This window comes from Chitinophaga sp. 05T412, assembly GCF_056396465.1.
The window spans coordinates 385,435-404,971 of the sequence record NZ_JBFTLN010000003.1 but is presented as its reverse complement, the minus strand read 5'-3'; the positions used below and the strand labels follow the sequence as shown (position 1 = coordinate 404,971).

The following is a 19,537-nucleotide window of genomic DNA, read 5'->3' as shown; positions in this document are numbered from 1 at the left end:
CGGGTAAAAAAAAAGTTGCACGGAAGGGGGAAATAATTTTGCGGGATAAGTTTATTTTTTCCAGAGACGCTGTATGGTGGCTGCCGAACGCTGTTCCAAAAGAACGGCATGCCCGTTACTCAGTTCGTCCAGCAAACTGGGCTGGTAATAACGTACCGTCAGCAGCTCCAATCCTTCATTATACACGATTTTGAATTGCTGGTGCAGGGTTTTGATCAGCAGTTCTATCTTTTCCGGGTTATTATCTATGCAACAGGAAAAGTTAATCGCCCCGTTCTGCATCAGGTTTATTTTCACTTTCAGCCCGTGGAAGATCTCATAGATGTCGCTAATCTTATCTTCTGTAATAAAAGAGTAGTCTTTGGAAGTGATATTTAGCAGTACCTGGTTCTTTTTCAGCACAATAATAGGCGGCAATTGCTTTACATCGGCTGTTTCTTTGATCACCGTTCCGGGCAGGTTTTTATCCAGGAAGCATTTTACCAGCAACGGTATCTGCTTGTTTTGCAGTGGTTTGATGGTTTTAGGGTGGATGACCTGGGCACCATAGTAGGCCATTTCAATCACTTCTCCATAACTGATCTCCGGGATATTCACGGTATTGGGGAACAGTTTTGGATCTGCATTTTTCAGGCCTTCCACATCTTTCCAGATGGTTTGACTTTCAGCATCCAGCATATTGGCAAAAACAGCCGCGGAATAGTCACTGCCTTCGCGGCCCAGGGTAACGCTTTCGTTTTGATCGGTAGCGCCAATAAAGCCCTGTGCAATCACGATATTGGTTTTCCCAAAGAGAGGCAGCACCTTTTCGGTTACCTGCCGCTGGGTATAGGTCCAGTCAATATTGGCATCCCGGAAGTTGTCGTCTGTCCGGAAAATATCCCTTACATCTAACCAGGTGTTATTAAGACCAATGCTGTTAAAAAAGGCACTCACAATGGCGGTACTCAGCAACTCGCCCACGCTCACCAGCTGATCGTAATAGTAGTCGTAGGTACGCAACGGCTTTTCGCCCAGCGTCCATTCGGCTTCAGTGAAGAACTGTTGCAGTTGTGTAAACAACGGGTGCTCCCGCGTACCCAACAGCGCCTCGGCTATATCGAGGTGATGTTGCTCAATATTAAACAGCAATTGTGCCGCAATTTCCCTTTTCCGCAGGAAAAAGCTTTCGGCCACCTTTTCCAGCTCATTGGTTGTTTTTGCCATGGCAGAAATAACAATGAGGAGTTTTTCCTCCGGAAATGACTGCACTATTTGCGCCACCTGCCGGATACGTTCAACACTTTCTAAACTTGCGCCACCAAACTTGAAAACCTTCATATGATAGTTTATCTTCTATTAAAAAATTATTTGGCAAAGTAAGACAAGTTTAGAATTGTTTTAAAATCTGTTTACGGATAAATGACATTCCCGTTAAAATAGTGGCAATTCCTTTAATTTCGTCCGTACAACCTAACGTTATGAATCTTAAGCAAAAAGTAATGACCCTGGATGAATTCACCATTCAGGAGTTGCGGAATTATCCGGGAGCCACCGGACAGCTATCCGGTTTGCTGCGCGATATAGGGCTGGCAGCGAAAAGGGTAAATGTGGAGGTAAATAAGGCTGGTATTGCGGATATCCTGGGAGAAGCCGGCAGAACCAACGTGCAGGGCGAATCCGTGAAAAAGTTAGATGAATTTGCCAACGACCAGTTTATCAGTTCCCTGGAAACCAGCATCTATTGCTGCGGGGTAGCCTCTGAGGAAAATGAAAACTTTATCCCTTTCCATGATGAGCACTCCAAAAAATCAAAGTATGTGGTACTCCTGGACCCATTAGATGGTTCCAGTAACATAGATGTCAATGTATCTATTGGTACCATCTTCTCTGTATATCGCCGCCTCAGCCCGGAAGGAGAGGAATGTGAGCTGGAAGATTTCCTGCAGCAGGGGATCTATCAGATTGCAGCCGGCTATATCATTTATGGCTCTTCTACCATGATGGTATATGYTACCCGCCGCAGTGTGCAGGGCTTCACGCTGGACCCTTCCATCGGAGAATTCTGCTTGTCGCATCCTAACCTGAAATGTCCGCCGGATAGCGATATTTTCTCCGTTAACGTTGGCTACTACCACTTATATGAAGAAAAGATCCGCAAGTCCATCGATCATTTCATGGCCCGTACCGAAAACGACCGGATTTATCGCCATCGTTTCGTTGGATGTATGGTAGCGGAAATACACCGTACGCTGATCCAGGGAGGTATTTTTATGTACCCTGCCTTCGGCAAATATTCCTCCGGACGTCTAAGACTTTGCTACGAGTGTAATCCGATGTCCTTTATCATGGAGAAAGCCGGTGGCGTGGCTATGGCCAATAGTAAGCAACGCCTGCTGGAACTCAAGCCTGCGCAGCTGCACCAGCGCATGCCTATTTTCATCGGGTCCAAAACCATGATGGATACCTGGCAGCATATCATCAACGACTAACATCAAAAAAACACATAAAAAAACGGTGTACCCGGAATACAAAATATTCCAGGTACACCGTTTTTAATTTCTGGTACAACAGTTGTTAAACATGAGGCTGTTTTAATAGTCTTTATATTAACCATTATTTATTTTTAATTATTAACCATTTTTATCTATGTTGATTTTGAAGAACCAACGGATCTTAACGTTACTGGTTGCCATGTTTGCTTTTTTCCAGGCCAGCGCGTGTTCACGTGCCACCACCCGTTCGGCAGACAGCAGTAACACCGGCGGTAGTATGACCGACCAAATCCTCTACTACACCAATAAGTTCCGTCAGTCCAAAGGGTTGAAGCCTTTACAGCTGGATGCCACCATCAGCCAGCAGGCACTCCGGCATAGCCGCGACATGGCCAATGGCAGCACCGGCTTCGGACACGAAGGATTTGAAGAACGGGTAGCCAACGTCTCTAAAAAAATGGGTCGCGTTTCCAGCGCCGCTGAAAACGTAGCCTATGGCACATTGGACGCGGAAGCAGTGGTCAACGGCTGGATTAAAAGCCCCGGCCACCGCAAAAACATGTTGGGTGACTATACCCTGATAGGCATCGGCACCGCCGACAAAGGCAGAATCACTTTCTTTACGCAGGTTTTTATAAAGCAATAATTATAGAGCAGAAAGCATAAAGCCTAAAGCAAAAAGCCATCGAAGCGAATATTAAGTGCGGAAATTTAATTTATAACCGCCAGGGTCATTCGCTTCGGTGGCTTTTTGCTTTAGGCTTTATGCTTTCTGCTCCACTTTTACTAATTTGCCCCCATGGAAAAGAAAAAGATCATTGAGGTAAGTAACCTGGTTAAAAAATACGGGGACTTTACCGCGGTAAAAGGAATCAGCTTTGAGGTGTATGAAGGGGAGATCTTTGGCCTGTTAGGCCCAAATGGTGCGGGTAAATCAACTACCCTGGAAATTATTGAAACACTTCGGGATAAGACGGAAGGAAAGGTAATTGTTGGTGGCTATGACCTCGACAAAGATCCCAATGATATAAAGAAAATCATCGGTGTACAGCTGCAAAGCTCCGGTTATTACCCCGGACTGAATCTGGTGGAACTGATTGAAATGTTCGGTGGCCTCTATAACCAGCCGGTATCGCCCATGGAACTCCTGGGAATGTTTAACCTGGAAGATAAGGCCAAAGCGAAATTCAAAGAGCTTTCCGGTGGTCAGAAGCAACGTTTTTCCATTGCTACCACCCTGATCAACAAGCCTCAGATCATTTTCCTGGATGAACCTACTACAGGACTGGACCCCCAGGCCAGACGCAACCTTTGGGATCTGATCCAACAGGTACGCAGCCAGGGTACTACCGTAGTCATCACCACCCACTACATGGATGAAGCTGAATTCCTCTGCGATCGCTGCGCAATCGTTGACAGCGGACGTATCATTGCCATCAACTCTCCGGATGCACTCATCGATCAACTGGTATCTTCTGGCTTCGAAAGACAAAAAGAAGTGAAGAAAGCCAACCTGGAAGATGTGTTCATTCATTTGACAGGTAAGGATCTGCGCGAAGAATAAAAATCAATTTCCGATGGAAGCATTGAAATATCCTATTGGCCGTTTTGTAGCACTGCCGGAATATACCTCCGCTATGCTACAGGGGTTTATTAAAGACATCCACTATTTACCCCAGCTGATAGAAATAGCAGTGCAACAACTGGATGAATACCAGCTGCAAACACCTTATCGCCCTGAAGGCTGGACCGTAGCTCAGGTAGTGCATCACCTGGCCGACAGTCACATGAACGGGTATATCCGTATGAAGCTGGCTCTCACAGAAGAACAACCTATCATTAAACCATACGAGGAGGCCGCCTGGGCGCTATTGCCGGATGTGAAATTTACCCCCATTAATATGTCCATCACGCTGTTACATGCATTGCATGCCCGCTGGACTTCCCTGATGGAACATTTAACGGCAACGGAGTGGGAGCGGACGTTTATTCATCCGGCCAACGGCACGCAACATAATTTAAAGACCCATGCCGCCAATTACGCCTGGCATGGAAAGCACCATCTGGAGCACATACTGCGCCTGAAGGAAAGAATGGATTGGTAAAAGCATTGATATCATGAATATGGATTGGAAATTATTGTCCTCAGAATACCTGTTTAAAGACGCCTGGCTCACTGCCCGTAAGGACAAATGTGAAACACCCTCAGGTAAAATCATAACGCCTTATTATGTACTGGAATATAATAATTGGGTAAATGCTTTTGGGTTACGGGAAGACGGACAGGTAATTATGATTCGTCAATACAGGCATGGAGTGGGCAAAACTTTGCTGGAAATTCCAGGCGGTACCATGGACCCCAGTGATCCATCTCCGCTGTTTGCCATGCAACGTGAAATGCTGGAAGAAACCGGTTACGAATTTAAAGAATGGATACCATTAGGTACTATTGCGCCCAATCCTGCGTCCAGCAACAACTATACATATATGTTCCTGGCTACCGGCGGTGTAAAGGTGCAGGAGCAACAGCTGGACCACAACGAAGAAATTGAAATTGTAACGATGCCGCTGGGAGAATTGCAGCAACTGGTATTGGATAACAAGATCGAACAGAGTCTGCACACTACCTGTATCTTCTACGCGTTGCTGCATCTGGGAAAAATGGGCATGAAGTAGTTTACATCACTTCTGCCACTACAAAAAAGCTTCCACATACCAAGATCAGATCATCCCGCTGGGCATGTTGCCTGGCCGCCTGCAGGGCTGCCTGCACAGAAGCATGGGCGTGCCCGTGTAATCCACTGGTAGCAGCCATTTCTGCCAGCGCCACTTCATCGAGGGCACGGGGAATTTGCGCCTTACAAAAATAATAATGAGCAGTAGTGGGAAATAAAGGGAGTACTTTTTCTACTTCCTTATCTTTTACAAAACCTACTACAATATGCAGCTGTTGATAGTTGACATGTCCCAGTTGCTCCATGATTTCACGGATACCAGCTTCGTTATGTCCTACGTCGAGTACTGTAAGTGGATGCTGCTGAATGACATCCCAACGGCCTCTTAAGCCCGTGAGCTTTTTTACATGCGATAGGGCAGCACCTACCTGTTCCCAGGTAATATGCCATCCGTTTAGTTGTAACACTTTAACGGCAGATAATACCCCCATCACATTTTTCTCCTGATACTGACCATTCAGGTCCAGTTGTAACTGCCGCATTTGCTGCTGGCGTGTATCCAATAACGTTATATTCAGGTGACTACCGTCAATCGCACTGGACGACTCCATCCACTCCTGGTCTGCAAAGTGGATAGGCGCATTCAGGGCCGCAGCGGTATCAATAAAAACATCAGCTACTTCTGACTGTGTTTCACTGATGACTACCGGTACACCCGTTTTGATAATGCCCGCTTTCTCTTTGGCAATCAGTGGGAGGGTATCTCCTAAAATATTTTTATGGTCAAAGCTGATATTTGTGATCAGCGACAATTCCGGTGTAATGACATTAGTACTATCCAAACGGCCGCCCAATCCCACTTCTATKATGGCAATATCCACTGCCTGTTCCTGGAAATACCGGAAGGCCATGGCTACTGTTAACTCAAAAAAAGAAGGTTGTATGTCGCCAATATGTGACCGCATTTGTTCTGTAAAACGGATCACAAATTCTTCTGGTACTACCTGCCCATTGATACGGATACGCTCTCTGAAATCCAGCAGGTGGGGAGAGGTGTACAAACCAGTTTTGTAGCCTGCCTGCTGAAAAATGGCTGCCAGCATATGACTGGAAGACCCCTTTCCATTGGTACCGGCAACATGTATGGTTTTGAAGTGGTGTTGCGGATGATCCAGTATCTCCAGCAACGCCAGGGTATTATGTAAATCTGATTTAAATGCACTGGCGCCAACCCTGGTGAACATGGGCAGCTGCGCGAAAAGATAGTCCAGCGTTTCTTTGTAAGAGGCCATATTGCTAATAATTAACCGGGCAACCCAGCTGGCCTTTGCCACCTTTGCTATCGCCCCGTTTGAACATGCTTGAATTTAATCGCAAAGCTACGAAAGCCGCCGCATGATCGATACGCTTTTCAAAAAGGTTGGTAAAAAGCGTGGAAGAGCCCAGCAGTAATGGTCCTATACGAAACGCTGCGCCAATATCGGCCTGGCCGTTATGGTTGATGGTCATCGGCAGGTAGGCGCCGAAGATGCGGGTTTCATAGCGAGGAGTAATATTCAACTGGGTGAGTGCATAAGTTTTACTGATATCCGTATGACCACCAGTTAACGCAATTACTACTTGTGTGCTTACAAAAAAGCGTCCGTCGATATTGTAGTCACCCATCAGATTCAGGGCTGTAGGCAACGTCATGTTGAAAGTTGAATCAGTAGGCAACGGGGTAAAATATTTGTTCAGCCGGCGTGCATATTGTTGCAAACTTTCCTTTTTCCGGTATTCAATATCTTTTGGTACTACATGGTCTTTCACCAGGCTAAGATCCGTATTAATGGCTCCTTTGGTGTACTTGATGGCGCCAATGTCTGTAATGGAAACGCCTATACGAAATTTGTAATCGTCGGCATCCGAGTCCTCGTAAGCGCCAAAGCCGCCATTGTCCGGGCGGTATTCGTATATAACACCGATATCAGCGCCTACACTGGCATTGTTAAACAGACTCAGGTTGTTTTGCGGAGATGATTCCCAGTGGTCCAGTTCTTTGCTATAGCCATAGTGTAGCGTTCCGCTGGTAATAGAGGCGTCCTGGTTATTGTTGAGGCGGAATTCGGCATTTTTCACAGAAGCATAACCCGCTGCCACGCCACTCAGCAATTTTACGGTAATACCAGCTTTCCAGCGGCCATTATAAGTTTCTTTCAGCACCCTGGCATAGCTGAGTCCCAGTTCATGCCAGAGATGGGCGCTGACGCCTGTTTGCGGAATACTTAAGGTGGCGCCACGAAAGCTGGGGTTCGGATAATCTACCCCGAAGAAATTAGCAATAGGGGTCGTTAAATTTCCGATATTACCACTGCTACGCATGCGCCATACAAATGACACCGATTGCTTTTCGTCGATGGCATATAATACAGAGGGCAGCATTACTTCAGCCATTGCCCAGCCATTTTGTTTTCTGTTGGCGCCTTGATCCAGGAAATAGTCGCGGTTGCGACGGAGCGTATCCGGCATACTGAACAACACCGATTTGGGTATGCTCACATAAGTGTTACCGGCATTCACGTCTACCCCCACAATATTAACATCCCATTTATAACGATAACCTGCGGCGCTGGCAGGATTGGAAAGTACGCCGTAAATACCCGCGTGGTTGCTGTTGTTGTACCCGGGGAAAGTTTGTGCCATAGCGGCATAAGTCAGTAGTAGCAGTACCGACGTGCTGAAAAAGATACGGTTAAGTCTTACAATCATCGCTGGCGATAAAAAATAGGTTTCTCGAAATGACACGAAAATCTTGCAATTATTTGCTCTTGACATAGGTAGAGTTATAGGAAATCCTGATCCGGTTCTTAATACGGCGATAGCATAAATAGTTGGCTACACAATACCTAAAACGCGGTAATTATTACTCAGCTTTAAAATAGAAACGTATGGTCCCGAACTGTTCTTCAGGAGCATCCGGGTTAGCATTATATTTCAGTTGTCCGCTTCTGGCCGCTTTTTTCGCAATTTCTATCAGCTGAGGATTGCTGATGGTGGAACCTTTCATACTAAAAGTGGCAGAGGTCACATTTCCTTGTTGGTCTACTTTTATATTGATCGCTACATAGCCGGTTTCTGTACCATCATAGGTTACTTGTGGTCTTCCAATGAGGCTTCTTCCGTTGAGATGGAAATCGGAACGTCCGCCACCGAGGCCGCCTCCCGTATATCCACCGCCGTTAGGGTTGCCGCCCAGTTGGCCACGATCGCCGGGTTTGCCGGTATTTCCTTCTCCGGTAGCATTGTTGGAGCCGTTGGCATTGTTACCACTGTTGGCATTGTTGCCGGTACCGCCGCCAAATACCGCTTTAGGTTTAGGTGCAGGTGGCGCCGGCTTTGGAGGTGCTTCTGTTGGCTTTTTGGCAGGTTTCACAACAGGCTTGGGTTCCAGTTTTTTAGGAAGTTCTTTGGGCTTTTCAACTGGTTTTTCCGGTTTTTTTACTTCCGGTGCATCTTCCTCATCCTGTGTGGCTATATCCTGTGGAGGTTCGCTGGCATCTTTAGGAGCAGTAACAGGGCTTTCGGCAGGTGCTGGTTCTGGCGCTGCTGCGCTGGGAGGATTGGGATTCAGTGGTTGTTCCGCTCCCATTCCTTCGTCAGAGGTACCCAGATTTACTTCCATACCCAAATCCTGGTCGGGCAGGGGCGGAGGAGCAGAAAAGCCGGTAAATACAAGCGCTACTAACAGCAACGCATGAACGCCGATAGTAATGCCCAGTGCCTGAATATTTTTTTTACCGTTTTTTTCCTCCATGATAACCTTATTGAGCGCCTGTTTAGACCAAAGTTAATGTTTTGATCCAGAAAAAATAATCACTCATCAAAAGATGAATTCCGGATCTTTGCAAAAACTGTGCTGTTAATCTGGTTTTTGCTATTATTTTTTCGCCAATTTTATGAACCTCGCAAAGCAAACTATCCGTCTTTATCAGAATGCCTATACCGGCCTTTCTCCCGCTACCTGGTGGTTATCACTCGTGTTGCTGATCAACCGCAGTGGTACTATGGTCATTCCTTTTATGACCGTATATCTCACAGAACATCTACATTTCTCTATTGCTCAGGCAGGCCTTGTGATGGCTTGCTTCGGTTGCGGTGCTATTGTGGGCGCCCTGTTGGGTGGCTGGCTTTCTGATAAAATTGGCTTTTACCAGGTACAATTCTGGAGCCTCTTCTCTAACGGATTATTGTTCCTTTTATTGGGTCAGATGCGCACGTTTGAGCAAATATGTATCTGCGTATTTGTGATGAGCTCCGTAGGTGATGCTTTCCGGCCGGCCAACAGTATTGCGGTAGCGGCATATAGTGTACCTGAAAATCGTACCCGTTCTTATGCCTTGAACCGGTTGGCCGTGAACCTGGGTTGGTCGGTAGGTCCTGCTGTAGGCGGTATTCTGGCCAGCTTCAGTTACCAGTTACTTTTTTGGGTAGATGGATTTACCTGTATGGCTGCCGCTATATTAATGCGTATTTTTCTGCCGCCGGTGCCTGCACCGGCTAAAGCGGAAAAAGCAAAGGTGATAAAGGAAGATAAAGTCTGGAAAGACGCCATTTATCTATGGTTCCTGCTGTTTGCTACCGTAAATGCCATTTGCCTGTTCCAGTTCAGCAGCATCGTTCCGTTATATTTTAAAGACGTGATGCACATGGAAGAATGGCAGATTGGGCTGAACATGTCTATCAACGGTATTCTCATTGCGTTGGTAGAAATGATCATGGTATACCGGCTGGAGGGCACCAGACCTAACCTCCTCTTCGTCACCAGAGGTGCCATGATGGTGTGTATCTCCTACCTGCTGCTGAGCGTATTGCCACCATTCTGGGCCGTGGCAGGCCTGTTTATGCTTGTGATTACCTTCGGGGAAATGTTCTGTCTTCCTTTCATGAATAGCTTCTGGATTGCCAGAAGCAAGGACCATAACCGTGGCCAGTATGCTGCGCTGTATACCATCTCCTATTCGCTGGCCAATATCGTATCGCCTACCACCGGTGCGTTTGTGGTGCAACACCTGGGATTCAGGCCCTGGTGGGCGCTTACCGCTCTGGGTTGTGTGCTGTCGGGGACTGGCTTCTGGTGGCTGCAAAAGAAGGTATCCGCCCGCAAAGCGGTAACAACAGCCTCCAGCCTGGCATAGCACGGGGAAGAAGCGCGATTTATAGCCGGGCATATGGTTAAAATTGTTAAAGACTTTACAATTATTGTCCTCAAAAGGCTAATTTTGCGTAAAAAGTAGTAAAATTGGTTAATGAAAGTAATTCAATTTACTGTTCCCGTAGCCGAGCAAGGAGCGGTAGTAATACAGGAAGATATTCTCCCATACTTCTATAATTACCTGCATCGTCATAAGGAGGCACAGGTGACCCTCATCATTAAGGGAGAGGGTACACTCATCGCCGGCAACTACACCCAGCCATTTAAAGCCGGGGAAATTTATGTGATTGGTGCAAACCAACCGCATATGTTTAAAGGAGATGCCCGATATTTTGAAAATTTACAGGAGAAGAATATTCACGCCATCCATATTTTCTTCGATCATGAACAGGCGTTGCAGGGATTGTTTTCCTTGAAGGAAATGGAAACCGTTCGCAAGTTTTTACAACTCACGGCCAACAGTCTCCAGCTACCTGCGGAACACGCTGAAAAAATAGGGGCAGATATTTTAAAAATCTCCCGGCTGAGTGGCGCAGAACGACTCCTGGCATTTGTAGGTATGCTGGTGTATTTCTCCAAACAGGTAAAGGAATGGAAGTCTTTATCCACGGGCTTTTCCAGGCACTCCTACAGTGAGTCGGAAGGATTGCGCATGAACGATATTTACCAATATACACTGGAACATTACGCAGAAAATATCTCACTCGGACAAATTGCAGGAGTAGCACATCTGACTACCTATGCCTTTTGTAAATACTTTAAGAAACATACCCGCAAAACCTATCTTGAATTTTTGAATGAAATCAGGATTAATGTGGCTTGTAAGAAAATCATTAATGGAGATTTCGATAGCATTGCTGCGGTAGCCTATGCAACCGGCTACAACAATCCCATCACTTTCAATCGGGTATTTCGTAAGGTAACAGGTATGTCGCCCTCGGCGTATGCAAGGCAGTATCGGTTTGAGGAAGTAGAAAGTTGATGTAGGAGCGAAAAGGATAAAGCCGAAAGCAAAAAGCTATTAAAGCGAATGACCAGAGCGTATGAGTAATTTAAATACTCGCTCTGGTCATTCGCTTTAATAGCTTTTTGCTTTCGGCTTTATGCTTTTCGCTTTCCTAATGTGCGAAATCCTGCATATAATCGCCGGTAATACGCTCCATTGGCGGATTGAAATAACCGAATTTAAGATCCGGGAATTCTTCATGAATCAGTTCCTGTAATTGTTTCACGCCTAAACATTCCCCGGTTTCTGTAACACCCAGTTTACCCAGGTACCAATCCGGATCAATGTTGAAGTTACGCCACTGAATCATGTTCAAACCGGTTTCGCGGATCAGTTTACGCAGCGCTTCGTATTCATCTGCGCTATCGGTCATCCCCGGAAATACAAAGTAATTGATCGATGTCCAGCCACCAAATTCATGTACTACTTTCAGGCTTTCGATAATGTCTTCAAAAGCATAGTTGTTAGGACGATAATAAGGCGTATAATATTTTTCCTGAGCAGAATTCAGACTTACGCGGATGCTGTTCAAACCTGCTTCACACAAGGCTCTTACCGCATCAGGCTTGCTACCATTGGTATTGATATTAATACTGCCTTTAGGTGTATGTTTACGTATTTCAATAATAGACTCGCGGATGGTTTCCCACATCAGTAAAGGCTCACCTTCGCAACCCTGGCCAAAGCTCACGATAGGGAAGGGCGCAGTTTCCAGGTGTGGTACTGTGTATTCTACGATTTCTGCTGCTGTTGGTTTAAAACGTAAGCGATCTTGTGTAGAAACAATGCTTTCTTCTTCCGGTTGGAATGAAATGCAGCCAACGCAATTGGCATTACACGCAGGGGAGGAAGGAATCGGGCATTCCCATCTGCCCATAAAATAATTACGCGCAGCAGGGCACTCATAAGTCAGGGCGCAATTCTCCGCCAGATGTTGTACCAGTCGGTTATGCGGATAGGCTTCTACCAGCGTTTTTACACCCTGTTTCACCTTTTTATCATCGAATCCGGCGCATTCCTGGCGGATATCGGCTTCAATACGGGTAGCAGGTACATAGAACTTACCATCCAGCCAACCCACTGCTGTGTAGCAAAACAGCGGTAACGTAGGCGCATCAGGCATGGTTTCGTAAGCTGCCAGGTAAAAACCGGTATGTGCCGGCGGAATGAAGGCTGCTACCGCCCATCMTTTATCACAAAGCTGCATATCGCCGGTGGTGGCATTGATGCCAATACCACGGCGTCCTGGCAACTCATACAAATTGCCTCCTTCCGGTAATTCGATCCACTCATCTGCTTCCACCGGCCATGCATCCCAGCCACTGCGGCCAGTTACATGCATGCTGGTATCTTCAAAAATATTCCCTTCACCGTCAGAATATAATATGTAAGGTGTCTGTTTTAACATTTTGTGATTTTATGGTCTGTAGACGGAAACAGCTACTGAACCCTGGTCTGAAAGAAGGTATTTAACGCCGTTCTTTGCTCCTGGCCTGGTTCATCCAATATTTCCAGCTGCAGAATCTTGTTATTTTTAAAGTCTATTGTCAGTAGGTCGTTCCGCAAAATTACGTTATTCAGCTCGTTCCAGCCAACCAGCTTTTTAGAGAAGGTGGTGGGGAGTGTAATACCTGTCGTATCCATTTTTACGTAGGAGGGCTGGAAAATTTTATATTCCATCCAGCCTACATAGGCCAAACCAACGCCTGTCAGGAATAAGAACAAGCTGCTCAGCGGCTGCAGGTGCGACAAAAAGTACAAACTACCTGTGAAACAAATCAACGCTTCTATCATCCGCGCTACGATATTGGCTTCTGAAAACTGCTTAAACCGCTTCATGGTAAATGGAAACGCAATGGCCAAAAAGCCTACTACCAAGAAAAAGACGACCAGGAACCAGTTAGGCTGCGGACTGCGGTATACGCCAATCGCATTAATCAGAAACAGGATACCTACCAAACCGTGCATCACCGGTAATAACCGGATTCTGCTGCTGGTGTTGGGATGCAGGATACGCAAACTATGCATGTACTGGAATGTAAGATTAGGAATTAGAACTGATCAACAGATTACACAACTTGAACAATATGCGGGAACCTACGTTCGCATCCCATTCGTCGTGTGAAGCGCTCACCTCGTTCAGGTCAAACCCAATCAGCTTGCGGCCACTGGCCAACACCCGCTTAAACAGGTAGTATATCTGTTCTACTTCAAAACCACCCGCTACCGGTGTACCGGTATGCGGACACAATTTAGGGTCCAGTCCGTCAATATCAAAGCTGATATATACCTGCTGTGGCAGTGTAGCTACAATGCTGTCGCAGATCGACTGCCAGGTTTCCCCTTCAAATTGTCTTTCTTTGATTTGTTTATCGAAGAAGGTCACTACGCGGCCTTCGCTGTTATTAATATAATCTACTTCTTCTTCACAATAGTCGCGGATACCCACCTGTACCAGCTTCGACAGTTGTGGTACTTCTGCCAGGGCATTGTACATAATGGAAGCATGCGAGTAGGTAAATCCTTCGTAAGCATCACGTAAATCGCAGTGTGCATCGATCTGCAGGATACCAAAGTCGCCGGCATGTTCACCCATCGCTTTGAAGAAGCCCAGCGGCGTGCTGTGGTCACCGCCTACCAGTCCTACCAGCTTGCCTTTTTCCAGCAATGCTTTGGTTTGGTTGTATACCCACTCGTTCATGGCACGGGTACCGTTACCAACGTCTACCAGTGTTTTCTTCAGAAATTCATTTTCAGAAATATCACCCCCTTCAGTCAGGAATTTCAGGTACAGCTCCGCTTCTTTACGCAGGTAATCACTGCGCAGCAACAGGTGCTTATCTGGTTCACGCATGTAGAAACCTTGTTTCCAGCCATCTTTTACATCAGCGTCATAAAGATCGATCTGGAAGGAGGCCCTGAACATACGTTCTGGTCCACGGGCAGTACCATTATTATAGGATACCGTTACTTCCCAGGGCACAGGTAATAATACCAGCCGGGCTTCTTCCTCAGAAAAAGGTAAGCCAAAAACGTTGTTGGATAAAAGACCAACTGAGTTAGGGTCAAATTGTGATAAATCTGCCATGATAAAATCGTACTTTTCTAAATTCCGCGCAAAGATAGGATTATGTTTACTTACAGGCGCCCTTCTGATAAAAAGAATTGCCTTTTATATAAAATTTGTCCGAAGAAGGTCATTTTGACTTAATTTTGCCGATTAATCGGAAACAATTAGAGGATAGGAAAAAGCAATAGAGGTAAGGTGCGCACTGATAAAGGGTTTTGCTGTTTGAATCAAATCAATAGGGAAGATAATTTTCATATGAAAAAAACAAATATTATTCTGCTGGTGGTAATTGCGGTAGCAATTGGAGTGATAGTAACAATGGTGGGGGATTTCAGTACCTATGAAACTTTCGCAACAGCCCGTGAAAAGGAAGGAAAGGAGTTTCACGTGATCGGGAAACTCGATACCCTGAAAGCCATGAACTACGATCCCATCAAGGATGCTAACTTATTTAGCTTCTATGTACACGATAAAACCGGGGAATCACATAAAGTAGTATTCTACGGAGCCAAGCCAACAGACTTCGAGAAAGCAGAATCCATTGTACTCACTGGTAAAATGGAAGGAGGCGAGTTTCATTGCAGCAAAATACTGATGAAATGCCCTTCTAAATATAAAGACGACCAGGTGGTTGTCGGTAACAAACAACTTTAAAGTAATTATTTGCACCTTTTGAAAGTTGCCCGGTTTACACTGGCATCAACAAGTATTTCAAAATGGGCAATGCCGGAATATTCACATCTCAGAGGAATTTTATGAAGTTTGTAGGGGAACATTTATTGCCAGGCCAGATCGGCCACTTCTTTGCCATACTGGCATTTGTAGCATCTATAGTAGCCACCGTGGCTTATTATAATGCCGTTAAATTAAAAGAACCTTCTTTACAGGAATCCTGGAAACGACTGGCCCGCTGGTCTTTCGTGATCCAGTCAGCCGCCGTAATCGGTGTTTTCTCCTGCCTGTACTATATTCTGTATAATCACTTTTTTGAATATAAATACGCATGGCGCAATACCTCCCGCGACCTGCCTATCCAATATCTTTTATCCAGCCTCTGGTCCGACCAGGAAGGTAGCTTCCTGCTCTGGAGTATCTGGAACAGTATACTGGGGATTGTCCTGATCCGTACTTCCAAAAAATGGGAAGCACCGGTAATGACCATCTTCTCACTTGCTCAGCTGATTATGGCCAGCATGCTGCTGGGTATATTCATCCTGGGGTACAAAGTAGGTAGCAATCCGTTTATGCTCCTGCGTCAGGCGCCGGAAAACCAACTGGCACCTATTTTCCAGACCGCTGATTATATGCAGCATATTCATGATGGGAATGGCCTGAACGTAACCCTCCAGAACTACTGGATGGTGATTCACCCGCCTATCCTGTTCCTGGGTTTTGCATCCATGATTATTCCTTTTGCCTTCGCTTTTGCCGGAGTTTGGACCCGCGATTACACCGGTTGGGTAAAACCAGTACAGCCATGGGGCCTGTTTGCCATCGCTTTGTTAGGCACTGGTATTATGATGGGCGCCGCCTGGGCTTACGAATCCCTGAACTTCGGTGGTTACTGGGCCTGGGACCCGGTAGAGAATGCGTCTCTGGTGCCCTGGATCACCATGGTAGCCGGCGTACACACCCTGCTGGCTTATAAAGCTACCGGGCACTCGCTGAAGTCTACCATCTTCTTCTTCTTCATTTCTTATGTAATGATCCTCTATTCCTCCTTCCTTACCAAAAGTGGTGTGTTAGGAGATACTTCTGTACACTCCTTTACGGATATGGGGATGACAGCACAATTGCTGTTTGCGATGCTGGTATTTACGGTACCATCTATTACATTGCTGATCATACGCAGAAAGGAAATTCCATCTGTGAAGAAAGAGGAAAACAGCTACTCCCGCGAGTTCTGGCTGTTTGTGGGTTCCCTGATTATGCTGATTGCCGCTATCCAGGTAACATTCACTACCTCTATCCCGGTATGGAATAAGCTGATGAGCTTCACCGGCCTCAAAGGACTGTTTAACACAACCGATATTGCGCCGCCATCAGATGTTATTTTCCATTATAACAAAATTCAAATCTGGATTGCTATTGTACTGGGCATATTAACCGCCATTGTACAATTTATGAGATATAAGGATACCCCACGTGGAGAGATTACCAAAAAACTGGCGATTCCTACACTGGTGGCTTTACTGTTGACGGGCCTGATCGCCTGGAAAGGTACCATCACCTTCGATAAATACGGCGCCGGATTTCTCACCGCTATTTACATGATGCTGTTTGCCAGCATTTATGCCATCGTGGGCAACATCGTTTATATTTTCTCCGGCCTGAAAGGCAAGTTGAAAAATGCGGGTGCTTCCGTAGCACATATCGGTTTCGGTATGGTGCTGCTGGGTATACTCATTTCTTCCGCCAAAATGGAAGTAATATCATACGACCGGATGAAGATGCTGAATGACGGCTTCTTCAGAAAAGAAAGCAAGCAAAATCCGCGTGAAAACATCATGCTGCCAAGAGATGTACCGGTACAAATGGGCGACTACCACGTTACCTACGCCGGCGACTCTATTGCAAAGGGCGATGCGAAAACTTATTATAAAGTAAATTATGAGAAGAAGGATAAAGCAACCGGTAATATCGTAGAAAAATTCACTCTTTATCCGGATGCGTTTGTGAACAGGAAAGAGAACTCTATCTCCTCCAATCCTGCTTCCAGACACTATCTGACAAAGGATATTTATACCTACGTATCTGCTGCACCTAACAAGGAAGAAGAAGCGAAAGCGGATACTACACCGTATGTATCACACCTGATGAAACAAGGAGATTCCGTATTCTTCTCCAAAGGATTTATTGTACTGAAAGGATTGAACACCAAACCGCAAAGCCGCAATTATGTTCCGCAGAACGGCGACCTGGCAGTAGGCGCAGAGCTGGAAGTGTATACGCAAACAGACGACCACTTTAAATTACAGCCTATCTACTTTATCCGCGACAGCAGCTACCAGTACAGCGTTGAAGATACACTGGCGCCGCTGGGACTGAATGTAAGGTTCGCTAAGATTATGCCCGCAGAGAACAGAATTGAACTGAAGGTAAAGGAAGCCGCCGGTTTCAGCGATTATATTGTGATGAAAGCCCTGATATTCCCTTATATCAACGTTTTGTGGCTGGGTATCATCATTACCGTGATAGGTACCTTTATGAGTATTTATCAGAAAGTAAGAAGAAGATAGGCACTGCTTATATTTTATAAGAAGAAATCCTCCGGTGGCGATGCTGTCGGAGGATTTTTTCTTTATTAAAATTCAGACCCGGTGTGCGCCATTTCAGAATTCTTATCTACATTTAATTATTAAATGTCCTTATGATGCGTAGGTGGTTGCGTATAGCCCTCATCGTTATAGCCACGCTTGCAGTGGTATACTTGCTCGGCCCCAAACCGGCTGATCCGGTATATAACCACGTGTTACCACCCGTACCTTCCGCCGGCCCTGCGCTGGAAGCTTATATTCACAACAAGGAAGCACAACACCGGCTGAAACCGGATAATGAAGCACGTATTGTCTGGTATGATTCCCTGCATCGTAAAACACCGTATGCCGTGGTTTACCTGCATGGCTTTTCCGCCAGCCAGGAAGAGGGGAATCCCGTGCATCGCGATTTTGCCAAACGTTTCGGTTGTAATTTGTATTTATCACGACTCGATGGGCACGGCATAGATACTTCTGATCCATTGTTACACATGACTGCAGCAGGATTATGGGAAGATGCAGAAGAAGCATTGAGTATAGGCAAAGCACTGGGCGACACGGTGATCCTGATGGGCACCTCCACCGGCGGAACACTGGCGCTGCAACTGGCTGCCGCCTATCCTCACGACGTATATGCGCTGCTGAATATGTCGCCCAACATTGCTATCAATGATAAGCTGGCGTTTCTGGCCAATCATCCATGGGGACTACAGCTGGCCAGGTGGGTAAGTAAGGGGGATTTTCGCCGCGGCACAGATACGGACACCACCCGCGCGAAGTACTGGAATAACAGCTATCGCCTGGAAGCCGTGGTACAACTGCAAAATCTGCTGGCATCCACGATGACACGCGCCACATTTGAAAAAATACAGCAGCCCGTATTGAATCTCTATTATTATAAAGATGAAACCCACCAGGACCCAACCGTAAAAGTATCTGCTATCCTGCAGATGGAACAGGAGCTGGGAACGCCCCCTGCTATGAAAGCAGCCATTCCTATTCCGGGCGCCGGCGCTCATGTAATGGGCTCTGCACTCACTGGAAAAGATCTGCCTGCAGTAGAGAAAACAATCAGTGACTTCGCCATCAATAAGTTAAGAATGACGCCGGTTCAGTAACACTATTTAGTTAGGTGCAAATCTGAAATCTTTTATAACTTGTGGTAACATTCTATATTTAAGCAACGTTAAGTAAACTATGCGCCTTCGTTTCAAACAAATCATCGTTTCTGTTTTCCTGGTACTGGGGATATCCCTTTGCCATACAGGTGCGATGGCTCAGGAGGCACATGGCGCGGATGTTATCCCGTTGCACGCCATCGTAGTAGGGAAAGATACCATCCCGGTGATCACCCTGGCCATATTCGATGTGGTGGAAAAAATGCCCAAAGCCCTCCGTAAAGAACGCGAACGCTGGAGCCGTTTACGGAATGCCGTATATGTTACCTACCCTTACGCCAGATCTGCTGCCAAAGTGCTGAAAGACGTGAACGCCAGCATGACCAACATGAATAAAAGAGAACGCAAGGCTTTCCTGGCTACCAAAGAAAAGGAGCTGAAAGCCCAGTTTGGTGATAAACTGGAGAATCTCTCTGTGTACCAGGGTAAAGTACTCATGAAACTGATCGACCGTGAAACAGGTCAGAACTGCTATGAGATTATCAAAGAATTGAAAGGTGGATTTAATGCCCGTGTGTGGCAAACCGTTGCTTTCTTCTTTGGTGGAAATCTCAAAAGTGATTACGACAAACAGGAAGATAAAGACATTGAAATCATAGTACAGGAGCTGGAAATGTACCAGCACTACCGCGCCTATAATTAATTCATCTACCTTCGTAAGATTCGCCTTTAACCCAACCGTTTTT

At 46.1% G+C, this 19,537-nt stretch carries 18 protein-coding genes; 11 read left to right on the top strand and 7 right to left on the bottom strand.

Going from position 1 to position 19,537, the window contains the following annotated elements; genetic code table 11:
* Nucleotides 1-51: 51 nt before the first annotated feature.
* Nucleotides 52-1,320 carry an aspartate kinase gene (locus AC1DFM_RS08935; protein WP_477076365.1) on the bottom strand — a complete coding sequence of 423 codons (1,269 nt, stop codon included), beginning with the start codon at nucleotides 1,318-1,320 and terminating at the stop codon, nucleotides 52-54.
* A 140-nt stretch (nucleotides 1,321-1,460) separates the two neighbouring features.
* Here AC1DFM_RS08935 and fbp point away from each other — a divergent pair, with 140 nt between their 5' ends.
* The 5 genes from fbp (at nucleotide 1,461) to AC1DFM_RS08910 (ending at nucleotide 5,150) form a co-directional block, all read left to right on the top strand.
* Nucleotides 1,461-2,471 carry a class 1 fructose-bisphosphatase gene (gene fbp / locus AC1DFM_RS08930; protein ID WP_477076364.1) on the top strand — a complete coding sequence of 337 codons (1,011 nt, stop codon included), beginning with the start codon at nucleotides 1,461-1,463 and terminating at the stop codon, nucleotides 2,469-2,471.
* 157 nt (nucleotides 2,472-2,628) lie between these two features.
* Entirely contained in the window at nucleotides 2,629-3,120 is a 492-nt protein-coding gene (locus AC1DFM_RS08925) for a CAP domain-containing protein (RefSeq protein WP_477076363.1), read from the top strand.
* A 153-nt stretch (nucleotides 3,121-3,273) separates the two neighbouring features.
* Nucleotides 3,274-4,038, top strand: a complete 765-nt coding sequence (locus AC1DFM_RS08920) for an ABC transporter ATP-binding protein (RefSeq protein ID WP_477076362.1) — start codon at nucleotides 3,274-3,276, stop codon at nucleotides 4,036-4,038.
* A gap of 13 nt (nucleotides 4,039-4,051) precedes the next feature.
* Nucleotides 4,052-4,579 (top strand): YfiT family bacillithiol transferase, encoded by a 528-nt coding sequence (locus tag AC1DFM_RS08915; RefSeq protein WP_477076361.1) that lies wholly within the window; start codon nucleotides 4,052-4,054, stop codon nucleotides 4,577-4,579.
* A 13-nt stretch (nucleotides 4,580-4,592) separates the two neighbouring features.
* The gene (locus AC1DFM_RS08910; protein ID WP_477076360.1) at nucleotides 4,593-5,150 is read left to right on the top strand and encodes an NUDIX hydrolase; all 558 of its coding nucleotides are present in this window, start codon (nucleotides 4,593-4,595) and stop codon (nucleotides 5,148-5,150) included.
* Between the two features lies 1 nt (nucleotide 5,151).
* On the opposite strand, the gene AC1DFM_RS08905 is transcribed toward AC1DFM_RS08910, so the two are convergent.
* The 3 genes from AC1DFM_RS08905 to AC1DFM_RS08895 all read right to left on the bottom strand — a co-directional run bounded on the left by AC1DFM_RS08905 (nucleotide 5,152) and on the right by AC1DFM_RS08895 (nucleotide 8,942).
* Complete coding sequence (locus tag AC1DFM_RS08905; protein WP_477076359.1) at nucleotides 5,152-6,441, bottom strand: bifunctional folylpolyglutamate synthase/dihydrofolate synthase; 1,290 nt, start codon at nucleotides 6,439-6,441, stop codon at nucleotides 5,152-5,154.
* Between the two features lie 4 nt (nucleotides 6,442-6,445).
* A complete protein-coding gene (locus tag AC1DFM_RS08900; protein WP_477076358.1) occupies nucleotides 6,446-7,897 on the bottom strand; it encodes a DUF5723 family protein in 1,452 nt (483 codons plus the stop codon).
* Nucleotides 7,898-8,051: 154 nt separating this feature from the next.
* A complete protein-coding gene (locus AC1DFM_RS08895) occupies nucleotides 8,052-8,942 on the bottom strand; it encodes a hypothetical protein (RefSeq protein WP_477076357.1) in 891 nt (296 codons plus the stop codon).
* 142 nt (nucleotides 8,943-9,084) lie between these two features.
* Here AC1DFM_RS08895 and AC1DFM_RS08890 point away from each other — a divergent pair, with 142 nt between their 5' ends.
* Complete coding sequence (locus tag AC1DFM_RS08890) at nucleotides 9,085-10,323, top strand: MFS transporter (RefSeq protein ID WP_477076356.1); 1,239 nt, start codon at nucleotides 9,085-9,087, stop codon at nucleotides 10,321-10,323.
* Nucleotides 10,324-10,434: 111 nt separating this feature from the next.
* The gene (locus AC1DFM_RS08885; RefSeq protein ID WP_477076355.1) at nucleotides 10,435-11,322 is read left to right on the top strand and encodes an AraC family transcriptional regulator; all 888 of its coding nucleotides are present in this window, start codon (nucleotides 10,435-10,437) and stop codon (nucleotides 11,320-11,322) included.
* Nucleotides 11,323-11,458: 136 nt separating this feature from the next.
* Here AC1DFM_RS08885 and AC1DFM_RS08880 read toward each other — a convergent pair whose 3' ends face one another.
* The 3 genes from AC1DFM_RS08880 to AC1DFM_RS08870 are packed head-to-tail and all read right to left on the bottom strand — an operon-like array spanning nucleotide 11,459 to nucleotide 14,434.
* The gene (locus AC1DFM_RS08880) at nucleotides 11,459-12,754 is read right to left on the bottom strand and encodes a radical SAM family protein (protein ID WP_477076354.1); all 1,296 of its coding nucleotides are present in this window, start codon (nucleotides 12,752-12,754) and stop codon (nucleotides 11,459-11,461) included.
* 32 nt (nucleotides 12,755-12,786) lie between these two features.
* Nucleotides 12,787-13,374, bottom strand: coding sequence for a hypothetical protein (locus AC1DFM_RS08875; RefSeq protein ID WP_477076353.1), 588 nt, complete (start codon nucleotides 13,372-13,374; stop codon nucleotides 12,787-12,789).
* Between the two features lie 16 nt (nucleotides 13,375-13,390).
* Complete coding sequence (locus AC1DFM_RS08870; protein ID WP_477076352.1) at nucleotides 13,391-14,434, bottom strand: agmatinase family protein; 1,044 nt, start codon at nucleotides 14,432-14,434, stop codon at nucleotides 13,391-13,393.
* 237 nt (nucleotides 14,435-14,671) lie between these two features.
* Here AC1DFM_RS08870 and AC1DFM_RS08865 point away from each other — a divergent pair, with 237 nt between their 5' ends.
* From AC1DFM_RS08865 to AC1DFM_RS08850, 4 genes are all read left to right on the top strand, one after another.
* Nucleotides 14,672-15,070 (top strand): cytochrome c maturation protein CcmE domain-containing protein, encoded by a 399-nt coding sequence (locus tag AC1DFM_RS08865; RefSeq protein WP_291921763.1) that lies wholly within the window; start codon nucleotides 14,672-14,674, stop codon nucleotides 15,068-15,070.
* Between the two features lie 101 nt (nucleotides 15,071-15,171).
* Nucleotides 15,172-17,655 (top strand): cytochrome c biogenesis protein CcsA, encoded by a 2,484-nt coding sequence (gene ccsA, locus AC1DFM_RS08860; protein WP_477076351.1) that lies wholly within the window; start codon nucleotides 15,172-15,174, stop codon nucleotides 17,653-17,655.
* Nucleotides 17,656-17,786: 131 nt separating this feature from the next.
* Nucleotides 17,787-18,791 carry an alpha/beta hydrolase gene (locus tag AC1DFM_RS08855; RefSeq protein WP_477076350.1) on the top strand — a complete coding sequence of 335 codons (1,005 nt, stop codon included), beginning with the start codon at nucleotides 17,787-17,789 and terminating at the stop codon, nucleotides 18,789-18,791.
* Nucleotides 18,792-18,870: 79 nt separating this feature from the next.
* Nucleotides 18,871-19,494, top strand: coding sequence for a DUF4294 domain-containing protein (locus AC1DFM_RS08850; RefSeq protein ID WP_477076349.1), 624 nt, complete (start codon nucleotides 18,871-18,873; stop codon nucleotides 19,492-19,494).
* Nucleotides 19,495-19,537: the final 43 nt, after the last annotated feature.